The sequence below is a fragment of the Zoogloea dura genome, assembly GCF_012927165.1.
Classification (GTDB): Bacteria; Pseudomonadota; Gammaproteobacteria; order Burkholderiales; family Rhodocyclaceae; genus Zoogloea; species Zoogloea dura.
In genome coordinates this window covers 1-12,264 of sequence record NZ_JABBGA010000018.1, presented here as the reverse complement: position 1 = coordinate 12,264, position 12,264 = coordinate 1, and the positions used below count along the sequence as shown (strand labels likewise).

Annotated in this window: 11 protein-coding genes and 1 pseudogene; 8 read left to right on the top strand and 4 right to left on the bottom strand. The window is 55.7% G+C overall.

Annotated features, from left to right (window positions below):
- Positions 1 to 19: 19 nt before the first annotated feature.
- The 7 genes from HHL15_RS18455 (at position 20) to HHL15_RS18425 (ending at position 6,470) form a co-directional block, all read left to right on the top strand.
- Positions 20 to 754 carry an SPOR domain-containing protein gene (locus HHL15_RS18455; RefSeq protein ID WP_169147277.1) on the top strand — a complete coding sequence of 245 codons (735 nt, stop codon included), beginning with the start codon at positions 20 to 22 and terminating at the stop codon, positions 752 to 754.
- Complete coding sequence (gene coaE, locus HHL15_RS18450; protein ID WP_169147355.1) at positions 754 to 1,380, top strand: dephospho-CoA kinase; 627 nt, start codon at positions 754 to 756, stop codon at positions 1,378 to 1,380. The genes HHL15_RS18455 and coaE overlap by 1 nt, the downstream gene beginning before the upstream one ends.
- A 66-nt stretch (positions 1,381 to 1,446) precedes the next feature.
- On the top strand, positions 1,447 to 2,202 hold the full coding sequence (gene zapD, locus HHL15_RS18445; protein WP_169147276.1) for a cell division protein ZapD: 756 nt from the start codon (positions 1,447 to 1,449) through the stop codon (positions 2,200 to 2,202).
- A gap of 178 nt (positions 2,203 to 2,380) precedes the next feature.
- Positions 2,381 to 3,613 carry a tyrosine-type recombinase/integrase gene (locus HHL15_RS18440; RefSeq protein WP_169147275.1) on the top strand — a complete coding sequence of 411 codons (1,233 nt, stop codon included), beginning with the start codon at positions 2,381 to 2,383 and terminating at the stop codon, positions 3,611 to 3,613.
- A 56-nt stretch (positions 3,614 to 3,669) separates the two neighbouring features.
- Entirely contained in the window at positions 3,670 to 4,395 is a 726-nt protein-coding gene (locus HHL15_RS18435; RefSeq protein WP_169147274.1) for a hypothetical protein, read from the top strand.
- Positions 4,396 to 4,785: 390 nt separating this feature from the next.
- Entirely contained in the window at positions 4,786 to 4,998 is a 213-nt protein-coding gene (locus tag HHL15_RS18430; RefSeq protein ID WP_169147273.1) for a helix-turn-helix transcriptional regulator, read from the top strand.
- Positions 4,999 to 5,006: 8 nt separating this feature from the next.
- On the top strand, positions 5,007 to 6,470 hold the full coding sequence (locus tag HHL15_RS18425; protein ID WP_169147272.1) for a replication initiation factor domain-containing protein: 1,464 nt from the start codon (positions 5,007 to 5,009) through the stop codon (positions 6,468 to 6,470).
- Between the two features lie 96 nt (positions 6,471 to 6,566).
- Here HHL15_RS18425 and HHL15_RS18420 read toward each other — a convergent pair whose 3' ends face one another.
- The gene (locus tag HHL15_RS18420) at positions 6,567 to 8,120 is read right to left on the bottom strand and encodes an SIR2 family protein (RefSeq protein WP_169147271.1); all 1,554 of its coding nucleotides are present in this window, start codon (positions 8,118 to 8,120) and stop codon (positions 6,567 to 6,569) included.
- Positions 8,121 to 8,595: 475 nt separating this feature from the next.
- Between HHL15_RS18420 and HHL15_RS18415 the strand changes: the two genes are divergently transcribed.
- A complete protein-coding gene (locus tag HHL15_RS18415; RefSeq protein WP_169147270.1) occupies positions 8,596 to 8,931 on the top strand; it encodes a hypothetical protein in 336 nt (111 codons plus the stop codon).
- Positions 8,932 to 9,016: 85 nt separating this feature from the next.
- Here HHL15_RS18415 and HHL15_RS18410 read toward each other — a convergent pair whose 3' ends face one another.
- The 3 genes and pseudogenes from HHL15_RS18410 to HHL15_RS18400 form a co-directional block, all read right to left on the bottom strand.
- Positions 9,017 to 9,742 carry a M48 family metallopeptidase gene (locus HHL15_RS18410; protein WP_169147269.1) on the bottom strand — a complete coding sequence of 242 codons (726 nt, stop codon included), beginning with the start codon at positions 9,740 to 9,742 and terminating at the stop codon, positions 9,017 to 9,019.
- Positions 9,739 to 11,979 (bottom strand): type I restriction endonuclease subunit R, encoded by a 2,241-nt coding sequence (locus HHL15_RS18405; protein WP_206198849.1) that lies wholly within the window; start codon positions 11,977 to 11,979, stop codon positions 9,739 to 9,741. Before HHL15_RS18405 ends, HHL15_RS18410 begins: the two co-directional genes overlap by 4 nt.
- A 17-nt stretch (positions 11,980 to 11,996) precedes the next feature.
- Positions 11,997 to 12,264: pseudogene (locus HHL15_RS18400) on the bottom strand (IS3-like element ISAzo10 family transposase); the annotation flags it as partial.

Genomic DNA, 12,264 nt, shown 5'->3' with positions numbered 1-12,264 from the left:
GATCGGTTAGTCTTCGGCCATGGCTCCTTTGCGCATTGCGATCATCGTCCTCATCTTTGCCAATCTGCTGGCCCTGGCGCTCTGGAAAGGGTGGCTGGGAGGCGCGGGTTCCCATGGAGAGCCCGAGCGCCTGAGCAATCAGCTCAATCCGGACCGCCTGCACCTGGTGTCCGGGCAGCCTTCCCCGGCTGCACCGCTGGCTGCGCCGCCGGTGGCGGCCAAGCCGACGCCGCCGGTCGAGGAAGAAGCCAGGGCGCCAGCTGCAGCCCCGGCTGAAGCGGCTGTCGAGGCCCAGGCGCCGCAGGCCTGCGTGGTGTTTGCCGGGCTGAATGCCGAACAGGCGCGCGAGCTGGCCGCCCGGATCTCGAAGGCGGGTACCGGCTTTGCGTTGAGTGAGCGGCGTGGCGAGGTGCCGTCCTCCTGGTGGGTACATATTCCGTCCCAGGGCAGCAAGGAGGGGGCGGACAAAAAAGTCGCCGAACTCCGTCATCTGGGGGTGGATGAGCTCTTCATCATGCAGGACGCCGGGCCCAATCAATACGCCATTTCCCTGGGGCTCTACAAAAATGAGGCGGCGGCCAACCGACACCTGGAGCGCCTCAAGGACAAGGGCGTGCGCAGCGCCCAGATCGCGACCCGTGGCGCGGGGGCCGTCCGTATCGAAGTCCGAGGCCCGGGCGATGGCCTGGCGACCCTGGTCAGCGACCTGTCGGAACGCCTGCGGGGCGCCAGCCGCCTGGAGTGTGCCCCGTGATGAAGCAGGCGCAGCCTTTCGTTGTGGGGCTGACCGGGGGAATAGGCAGCGGCAAGAGCGCGGTGGCCGACCTCTTTGAAGCGCACGGCGCATGCATCGTCGATACCGACCGGATCGCCCACGAGCTTACCGCTCCGGGCGGCCTGGCCATGCCGGCGATCCGTGCCGCATTCGGTGACGGCGTGGTGGCGCCGGACGGTGCCCTCAACCGTGCCGCGATGCGCGCCCTGGCTTTCGAGCTGGCAGATGCGCGCAAGCGCCTGGAGGCCATTCTGCATCCGATGATCCGGGAAGAGAGCGGACGCCGCTGCCGCGAGGCGCGCAGCCCCTACGTGATTCTTGCCGTACCCCTGCTGATCGAGTCGGGGAGCTACCGGGAGCGGGTGGGGCGCCTGTGCGTGGTCGATTGCCCGGAGAATCTCCAGGTTGAACGAGTCATGCAGCGAAGCGGACTGGAGGAAAGCCAGGTGCGTGCCATCATGGCGGTGCAGGCATCCCGGGCCCGGCGTCTCGCCGCCGCTGATGACGTGATCGATAACAGTGGTGCGCTGGAGGGGCTGCGGGAGCAGGTTGATGTGCTGCACCGGCGCTACCTGGGTCTCGCCGCTTCCGCAGGGGCCGTGTGATATGATTCACAGGACTGATTCCGGCTTTTGCTCCCACTTCAACTCCATCCAGGCCCAGGCGCGCGCGTGATCACTTACGAATATCCGCTCAACGAGAGGATCCGCACGCTGTTACGCCTTGAAGACCTTTTCGAAAAGGTCATGCATTTCGTGCGTGCAGAGGGCTCCCTCGAGCATCACGTGGCCCTGATAACCCTGTTCGAGATCCTCGAAGTGGCCAGCCGGGCCGATCTCAAGGTGGACCTGGTGCAGGAGCTCGAGCGCCAGCGCCAGATCCTGCTGTCCTTCCGCAATAATCCGCAGATCTCCGAAGAAGCCCTGTCCGGGGCCCTGTACGAAATCGAGCAGGCGTCGGCCTCGCTGCTCGCCATGGCCGGCAAGACGGGCCAGTACCTGCGCGAGAACGAATGGTTGATGAACATCCGCAGCCGGGCCGCCATACCCGGTGGTGCCTGTGAGTTCGACCTCCCGTCCTACCACCACTGGCTCAACCGGGAAGTCGAGTCCCGGCGGCGTGACCTGGGTGGCTGGGTGCATCCCCTGCTGCCCATCCGTGACGGCCTCGCCATTGTGTTGCGGCTGCTGCGCGCGAGTGGCCGCCCGGAGGAGCTGCTGGCCCAGAAGGGCGCCTTCCAGCAGACCATGGGTGGGCGTACAGCCCAGATGATCCGCATCCGCCTGGCCGGTACGGCCATGTGCGTGCCGGAAACCAGTGCTAACAAATACGCCCTCAACATCCGTTTCATGCAGGCCGAAACGGTGGCCCGCCCCCGCCAGGCGGAGGTGGATGTGGCCTTTGAGCTGACTTTCTGCAATCTTTAGGTGCATCTCAGCTAGTCTCAAGTAGGATCTGAAAGTATCGTAAGTTCTTGATTTTAAGGAACTTGTTGCCTCAGAGTGTACCTCTCAATATCATTGCATCTCAGTAGTCCTGGGTAGCTAGATGTGTAGCTGCGCTGGGTGTGGGTAGCTAGATGATGTGTAGCTGAGGGGTGTGAGAGTGGGTGCGCTGACAGACATTCAGATCAAGCAGTGGATCAAATCCGCGGCTGAAGTGGCGAAGGCAGATGGGGGAGGGTTGACGTTCACACTCTCGAAGGCGGGGCGGGCAGCTTGGGTGCTGCGCTACAGGTTCGGGGGCAAGAGAAGAGAGAAGACGCTGGGGCAGTACCCAGACATCTCTTTGGCCGAGGCTCGAAAGCTCGCACTGGAAGACAGGGCGCGAGTCCAGCAGGGCGTGGACGTAGCTGCTGAGAAGCAGAAAGCGAGGCGTGAAGCCTCCACCGCTTGGACTGTTCGCCAGCTCGCCGAAGACTACCTGCAGAAGTCAATTGGACGACTTGAAGAGTCTACGCTCAAGGGGCATCGGCAACGCTTGCGTGACTACGTCTATCCCGTGTTGGGCAACATTCCCGCCGATGAGGTGCGCCCGATTGATCTCATCAAAATCATCGAACGAGCAAGCAAGAAGTCTCTTCATGTAGCAAAGCTCGTGCTGGGTATCCAGAAGGCGATATTCGCTCATGGCATGGGGCGGCACATCATTGATGCTGACCCCGCATTTCAGCTTCGCTCAAACGCTGTTCTCGGTCCGCGACCTGTCGCAAGGACGCGGGTGATGCTGTCGGAAGCTGAGCTGAAGATCATCATGCCCTTGCTTCCTAAGATGGGCATCCAAAACGCGCTTATGGCCAAGATCCTGCTCTGTACTGCTGTACGCATCGGAGAGCTGGTGGGCGCGAAGTGGGAGAACGTTGATCTCGAACAGCGAGTCTGGTTCATCCCGCCAACAGACATCAAGGGCAAGAAAGGGCGGGCGCGCAACGGTGAAGACGTGCGCGGCTTCTCTATACCGCTTTCAGAGCCTGTTGTCGGCTGGTTCCATGATCTCAAGGATCTCGCCTTCGGTTCAGCCTATGTGCTTCCGATTCGATCTCGAAAAAAGGCCATTGGCGACACGCATATGGAGCCGGTGACGCTCAACGCAGCATTCAACAATTTTTGGAAGACCCACCTTTCAGAAGGCACTCAGCGGTTTACGCCGCATGACCTGCGTTCTACTGCGAGAAGTCATCTCAGCAGGCTCGGGGTTGATCTGTTGATTGCAGAGCGTTGTTTGAATCATTCGCTCGGTGGGCTGGTCGATATTTACGATCAGCATGACTACCTTCAGGAACGTCGCGTTGCGCTAAATATTCTTGCGGATTTTGTCGTTAACTGTAACGGAGCTTAGTTGCAGAAAAGAGCTCTGCAGAAAATTTGAATCATTTCAATTGGCTGAGGTGAGCGATGCAGGACGATAAAAAGCTAGGAACCCTGAGTGCTGGTGAAGTTCGATCTCTACGTCGTCTTTCTGATGATGAAAAAATCAGAGATATTTTTAGATATAAGTTCTGGGATGTTGAGGAGGCGGCATCGTATTTGGTCGGCTTTTACGATATCAATAGTCTTAATGATAATAACGATGAGTTCATTATGTTGGATGGACGTTCGTTAAAAGACCCAGATGACTCTGGTGAAATTGAAGAGATTTGGGGGAGATATCGCCGACTCTTGAGGGTCTGGAAGAAGTCTGGGCTTAAGGGGCGGCACAGGCCGGCGACTTACATAAAGTTGGGGTTTCGTGATCGAGATTTGTGCGATATTTTTTGGTTGGGAGATGTTGTTCAGCAGCGTCTGTTAGGGAGTGAAACGGAGCGCATTTTGCCTATTGCTGCGGGAGTTGTTGATGGTGTTCCGAAAGTTAGTGAAAGTGCTGATTTGCCAGAGGTTAAAAAAGAGATAAGCCATTCTCAGCGGCAAGTGTTGCTGAAAATGATAAGAGGTTTGATCGCTGTGAGTTACGGGAAGACCGATGTTCCCCGTGGCTTCAAAGAAGAGATAAAGAAGGATCTTGAGCGCAAAGGGTTTAGCTTTGCTCCGGGTACGTTCTATAAACACCTAAATGCTGCGTTGGAAATTGAAGTGCCTTCTGTAGGGGGAGGGGAGAAATCCGATGAAGGTGAGAGTCGATAGTCGTACTCTTGCTGAATCTTTTGGTTGTAGAGTTTCATCGTTGGTGATGTGTAATGATCGGCTGATCGAGGTTGATACATTTTTATTTGCGTTGCCTCGATCAAGCCTGTTGTTGTTTGATGTTTTTTTTACGCTCTTCTGTGTTTTGTATTTCTCCTATTCTGAGTCTAGTGAAAGCTAAAGATGTTTGTCTCTATTTATTGCGTTAAGTCAAGGTTTGGCTGATCCTTAAATAGGATAGGCAGACTGTCAGTTCTTCTAGCCCCTTCTACGCATTGTCGAAAAAAGTACGTTTACTTCAAGTGAAGTAAACGTACTGGCACTTGAAGTCAACCTCAAATCGATTCCTTCAGAATCATCGTGTCTCTTTTAAAGCCAGGAGTGTTCACGATGAAGTTAAGCCCCCATGAAGTTGATTTCGATTCTCTTCCGGATTGCGCATATGTTCGCCTCCCAACCGTGATGATTCTGTTTGGGGTCTCGCGATCAACGGTTTGGCGCTGTGTCGGAAAAACTATCCCAACGCCCAGGAAGCTGTCGTCAAGAGTGACCTGTTGGAATGTTGGGGAGCTTCGGAATTCCTTGTCCAGGAAGAATAGTTGAGGTTGAGCATGAAGACGAAATTGAAGCCGGCAAACCGTCCCCTGCCTAAGCGCGCCAAGATCGAGCGTAGTCGCAGCGTGAAAAATCAGGTTGGCGTCGAAGGTAGTGCGATTGAGCGTAAACGTAACAAGCAATCTATCCGAAAAATCACTCCCGCCTTTAAAAATGGCACAGGGGCGTCACGAAAGCCCTTCTTGTCCGCTCATGGAAATGCAAAGAAGTCCATTGAGCGTAAGCGTGGCAGTCGGGGCGACGAGAGCGTCGAAGCAGTTGCGCAAGAGAACGCAACAGATATCAATAAAACGCGACGCCAAGAGATATATACGTTGCGTAGGGCTCGGAGTGTGATTTTTGAGCGGCTTCTCTCTAATAAGCATGTAGACGATACTGCCTACTCCTCAAGAGTAGATATCAATACTGTAAACAATGGATCAAGTCATCCAGTTAATGATAAAAATAATGTAAATGAGAACTATGAGATTGAGTCGCTGCCTCCCCACTTGATCCTTACGTCTCAGATCGAGAGCGCAGTGCCTAGTCTCGGGTTCTGCGACAAGTTGTCTTGTACTTTTACTCCAAAATCTCACGGAGGTGGCCGATTGGAAGATCGGCTGAGTATGTTGTCAGAGCCGAATGCACGCGGCTACTATTTAAAGAGGCTCGGAGGAAGTTGCGATCGGATTTATCGTCAGTCATTTCAGTTGCTAAAAATGGGGGATGATCGTCCGATTGCATTGCTGCAAATAAATCCGCGTCGCACAGAGCATCACTTCTCTCGATTTGAACTTAATCCGAGTGACATCGGTTTAGGTGGAGTGTATGAGGTAAAGCGTGTTCTTAAGGCACTCTTTGGTGAGCGATTTAAGGATGATCTGCGTGACGGAAACATTACTCGACTTGATGCAGCTGTAGACGTTTTCAAAATACGGCCCGACGATCTGATGGTTTTTTCGACTAGTGCTCGGCAGTCAGGATTGTTCCAACGGAGCTTTGATAAGTCTGGGCGTGAAACGTTTGTGACGGAGACTCACACGGTAGGCTCTCAGAGTAGTGATTACTTTGTGCGCTGCTACGACAAGGCTGCACAGCTCTGGAGGGTAAAGGCGGAAGAGACTGATGGTTTGATAACACGAGTTGAAGTCAAGCTACACCCGAGAACTGATAACGGAGTTACATTGCGGGTTGGTGATCTCCGCAATGCTCGAAATCCCTTCAGTGCTTTGGTTGTGACGTATTATCCTACGTCGGAGCACTCTCACTATGTTTTCAATCTCTTTGTTGTCGCGGCTAGGTCTGTCGGTGCGGAACGAGCGTTGAAAATTATTTCGGACAAAAGGGTGCGAAGCAAATTTTGGAATTTACTTCAGGACTCAGTTCCAAACTGGTGGTGTCCTGAGAAACACTGGGATGAGGTGCTTGAATCCCTGAAGGTAACTGGATTGTTTCCGAGAGATATTTTCCATAGAAAATAACGGCTAGCGTGCCATTTACATGCAGCCTAGGGAGTAGGGCTGTAACCAAGTTCTGTGGCGTGTCAAGGCGCCACAGAACTGAGAGTCTTGTGGAGGCTAAGCCCACCCCCATTTTAGCTGGTCGTAGAGCGCTGCCAGCTTGCGGAAGTAAGAGGCGTAGTTTGATACTTTGTGATCAAATTTTTCCTCGTTTCTTATCAAAAACTCCAGAAGAAGTTCAAGGTCAATTTTTTCCTTTGCAAGAAACGGAATGAGCGTAGCCGCGTTCTCAGCGGGCAACTCATTGAGCATCTCTTGCATGCTCTGATGGCGCCTCTTGTAGAAGGCTTTGGTGTACATTTTTACCCTAAACTGCTTGATGTCACGCTTTACCCACTTATCCAGCTCAAGTCCACTTTCTGTGTATTCTTGCTCATTGGTAATGCCGGCTCCGTAAAGAAATTTGAATACAGGTACGTAAGGAGTGTTCCTGCCGGCTCGGCGGATAACTGCTTCAATTATTCTATGGCAATCGTATTTGCGATTGTCGTGGAGAATATCTGAAATGAGATCCGGAACTTCGATCGCCTCATAGCCCTGTGTTCCTAGGTCAGCAACCTCTCGAGAAGCCACTCCAACTCCGACAAGAAATTCGACATCTTCTTTTCTGTCAATGGAGTCAATATCTATAACGCATAGTTTTTTTTCTGGCTCCAATGAAGTCACCAGTTCGTAAAGCTGCTCTTTGCAATAGCGCAGAATACGTGCCGGAATTTTTCTTTTGATCGAGGCTAGCGCCTTGTAGACCTCTGTAAAGTCATTTGTACGAACCAGAATCAGTGGTATTTGTACGCCATCAATGGTGGTGTAGGTGTCTGATATGCCATTCTCTTCTCCGTCTTTTGGGCGTTGTACAAAAATCAAATTCTTGCGAAGTTGCTCAGTCTGGTCTTTGCCGATGCAGAGGGAAATGGCTTTCAAAAGATTGCAAATATTTGGGTCTGAGATTGAGTATCCAAGGAAAACAACCGGATGCTCAACGAAAATTGTAATTAGTTTTGCCGCTAAATAAGGGTTCCGATCTTGGAATGTGGCGTAGTCATCCGATGTAAGAACGAGTGAGTCCGGTTTGGATGCACATCCATGAATTTTGTAAATTTCCCCGATCTCTTGGGGGTTGGAAAAAAGTAGTTCGTTCTGGCCAATGAATACCTGATAGTCTGGGAATAGATGCTCTAAGAATGTGTCCCAGTTTGTGGTGACTATTCCGTCGACATTTAGGCTGGATAAAAGAGTTATTTCGTCACGGTAACTACTCTTGCCTGCGGTTGCGGAATCTAACGCAAGCAGATAGTTCGATATCTCAATGCGGAGAGCTGATGTCGAATTCGATACTTTCGACTTGTACCTGGAAACACTTCCTGCATATTCGGCTGCTGACCACCAATGCTCATTAAAGTCTATGGCAAGCAACTTAGCAGCTTTTGGCAAATCTCCGTCTGCAGCAGCCATGTAGTATTCAAAATGCTTGCCGGCAACGGCAAAGCGTGCCAAAAGCCCTGCCCAGTCCTCCAAATTCAGATAACGCCTAGAAAAGCCTGAGCCGACGAAGAGGAATGCTCCAGCGTTTCGTGACTTCAAGATTTCAGCAAGCTGAGTCTCAATTTCCATTTCGATCAGTCCCTTATGGTTGAGCTGGCCTTAGAAGCTACTTTTAACCTAAAAAGCATATCAGTATATTGCTAGGAAACTTCTTACGTGTAATCTAGGACGAGTCCGCCCCCCAGGCCTTCTGTCTCGATTAATGTTCAAGTACAGCTCACGCCCCTGGGGCAGCGATGCCATAGCGCCAAGTTTGCCCATCATCCGTATGATGCACCCATGAGACCCATACTCGCTTAATCTCTGTGGCGAGCTCACCACATGGCTGACGTCATGATTCGGCTCTGCGTCGTGCAGCAGAGGAGCGATCCGCACCAGCCCGAATATCCGCCCGTGGGCATCCGTCGAGGAATTCGACTCGGCCCGGGCCACGCTCGATGCGTGGCGGGGCAAGCACTGCCTGAAGACGATAACGGACTGGCGGTCGCTCGACGAGGCGATCCAGCTGGGCCTGATCCGCTACCGGCTCTGTGCCGAGGGGAAGGTGACGCTCAACGTCCGCGAGGGCATGCCCGCCAGCGATCTGCAGCGCCGCGCCTTCCTACGGGCGTACGCCCATGAAGACCTCGGGCTGACCAGGACCTACAGCTACCCGGCGTTGGCGCGCTGGCTGACCGATCTGGGGGTATCCGACCAAGGTGTCCGAGCCGAGCCGCGCAGCGCCAAGTCGCAGAAGGTGGTGTTGGGGTGTGTGCCGCGCACGGAGGAGGTTATGGCGTTGTTTGAGCGGCTGCAGGCGGAGTTTCCGGGGGCGGAGTTGGGGAGGTTGCTGGCAGGCGCGGGAGAAGGCCGGCGGGTAGGGCTCCAGCTTGCGCCGTAGGGGTGTATATCGGAGAAAGTTGGAGCCTATGCGTCATCCAATTCCATCATGCTCAGGCACTTCAGCGAGCCGAGCTTGCTGGGTTTCATGGCTCCTCCGCGCCCCATGATTCGGCCGCGAGTGGTAGCTCGTTGAGTTCCGCCCTAGCCTCCCTCCACGTCGGGTAATGCTTGTCGAGTAAGGCGGTGAACCTCTCGCTATGCGTCGGTTCGATCAGATGCACCATCTCGTGCACGACGATGTACTCCAGCAGGTCCTTCGGCTTCTTCGCCAGCTCGGTGTTGAGGCGGATGGTGCGGGTGGATGGGGTGCAGCCTCCCCACTTGGTTTTCATGCGTTGCAGGAAGTAGGCGGAAACCTTTACGCCTAGTCTGGCTTCCCACTTCCTGATTAGCGGCGGCACGGCAGCGTGGAGCTCGGACCTGTACCAACCCTGCATCACTTCTTCCCGCTTGGCCTGTGGGGTTCCAGGGCGGATGAACAGCGTGATCTGGCGGTGGTCGAGCTTCAGGCTGGGCTTCGTGTCCGTCTCGATCACCGAAAGCAGATAGCGTCGCCCCCAAAGGTAATGGCTCTCCCGCTCGATGAACTGCCGCGGTGTCTCCCGGGCTTGCGCCTGCAGCTTGGCCTGCTGGTCGCGAATCCAGCCAAGCTTGGAGATCACGTAGGCGCGGGCGACTTCCAGCCGGGTGGCGGTCGGCGCGACCAGGGTGACGTGGCCGGCGGGTGGATGGACCGACAGATGCACATGCTTGACCGCCTTGCGCGTCACCGCAATGGCTAGCTCACCGACCTGGATCGTCTCGGTCACTGGTATCCCGATTGCTTCTTGATGATCTCGAAGAGTGCCTGAGTGGCCGTGCGATCGCGGTCGAGCAGCGGGAACAACTCGTTCAGCACCTGGGCCTCCCGGGCCTGGTCGCCGTACCAGCCGGCCGGTGCATGCTCCCGGATGGCAGAATCGATCTTCAAGGCCAGCGCGGCGCGATCTTCGTCGGTCGTGGGATAGCGGAAACCGTCGGCTGGAATTGTGCTCAGGTTGTTGAAGAGCACCGTCGCCTCCCGCTTGCCGTGCAGGAGGGCCGGAATACCGTCTCCCGGCTCTTTGGCGGTCAGCTTCTTGACCAGCTCCTCGGCCTTGCGCAGGAATTCCTCATAGGCTTCGATATCGGCCCGACTTTGCTTAATCAGGTCGTCGAGCAGCTTGGACATTTGCCCGTAGAACATCGGGTCGGTCAGTTGATCCCGGATGATGGTCTTACGGATGTTGTTGATGATGCCTTCGGCGACGGCGTTCTTCGACAGCTTGCCTTTCGCATTGAGCTTCCGGGCGATGGCGTCGTGGATGCCGGTCTGGATGATCAGTTCGGTCAGCGACATCTCGCCGATTTCGCCCAGTGGCTCGGCGTCGTCGGCCTGGATGTAGGTATTGATGAGGTGGCGCATGTCCGCCTCGTAGGGTTTGATGTCGAACTCTTCGCCGGAGTGTTTCTTGATGGCCGCACGGGTCTCGACGTAGAACTCGACGTCCCGCTTGATCGCCGCCTCCGCGGCCTCGGAATATCCGGCCTCGGTCATATCCTGGGCCAGGTCGGCGTAGGCGCGGGTGAACAAGGTCACGGCCTTGTAGAAGGACACCCGCAGGGGTTCGGTCGTGGTCAGTGCCTCGGGGTTGGCCGCATCTCCGCAGAAGTAATGTAGGAACTGCTCCATCTCGCCGGGTTGCGGCACCGGCTCGCAGAGGTAGTGCAGCGCCTGGCGGGCGTCGTCGAGCTGCTTCCGGCCTTCTTCCAGCCAGTTCTTGAGACGCACGTTGTTGTCGCCACCGTTGCCCGCGTCGATGTCCAGTTCGTCCGAGCTATAAACTGCGATGGCGTTTTGAACGTCGCCGAAGAGCTCCTTGAAATCGACGATGTAGCCATAGTCCTTGTCGTCACCGTCGAGTCGGTTGGTGCGGCAGATGGCCTGGAACAGGTTATGGTCGCGCAGTTCGTTGTCGAGGTAGATGTAGGTGCAGCTGGGCGCATCGAAGCCGGTCAGCAGCTTGCTCACCACGATCAACAGCTTGAGGTTGGCGGGCTCCTGGATGAAGCGGCGTTTGATCTCGTCCTCGTATTGCTTGGTCGTCTGGTCCTTCTTGAGGACGTGCTGTGTGTAGGTGTCGAACTTGTAGCGCTCGTCGCTGTTGGGCGGCTCGCGGGAGATCGCGTTGTGGTTCGGCTCGAAGGAGGTGACGATCCCGCAGTAGGGTCCGAAGTTGGTGTTCTGGAACAGGCGGAAGTAATGGCAGGCGTCGTAGATGGAGGCGGCTACCAGGATCGCCGTTCCCCGGTCGTTGTTGAGGCGGGGTTTGAGGCTGAAGTCTTCGATGATGCTGGCGATGATCCGCTGCTTGCGCTCCCCCGCGCTCATCAGTGCCTCCATCGTCGCCCAGCCCTTGCGCAGGACAGCCTTCTGGAAGTTGTTGAGCTTCTTCGTCTTCTGCTCAAACCACGTGTCGATGGCCTTGCGTGACCTCAACTGCTGGGGCACGGCGCGGGCCTCGTACTTGAGATCCAGCACCACCTTGTCCGCCACCGCCTCGTGGAACTTGTAGGTATGGATGTAGGTACCGAACACGTCCCGCGTCATCGGCTTGTCCTTGCGCAGCAGCGGGGTGCCGGTGAAGCCGATGAAGATGGCGCTCTCCAGCCAGCGCTTCATCTGCTTATTCATGTCGCCGCCCTGCGTGCGGTGGCACTCATCGACGAACACATAGAAGCGGCCGTGCACCGTCGGGCCCGGGCCCTTGAGGTCGGCCACGTCGAACTTGTGGATCAGCGCACACAACAGGCGCGGCGTAGTGGCTGCCAGCTTCTCGACAAAGTCGGCGCGGGAAGTGATGCGGGGGGACGGGGAGTTCTCGCCGATCACACCGGCGTTACGCATCACGCCGACGATCTGCTTGTCCAGTTCATCCCGGTCCGTGATGACCAGGATGCGCGCCTCCGGGTCATGCTCCAGCAGCCACTTGGCAATCAGCACCATCAGAATGCCGGCGCGCGTCAAGGTAGTTGTCGCCTCGGTCATGCAGCCAACTGTTGAGTATTCACGTCAGGCAAATGCGTCTTTATGACGGACTCACGTTCCGGGTTGAGCGTGACTGCGCCAATGGGCGACCAGTTGCGCGTATTGCCGGACCAACGCGCCGGGTTGAGTTCGCGAGCCTCGGTGTAAAGAGCATGCCTGGCAGCCAGAATCGCCTGATCCTCACCGGCATGGCGCTGGGCCGGACTGACGTAGCGGATACCGCTGTGACGATGATCGACGTTGTACCACTGGACGAAGCCGGCT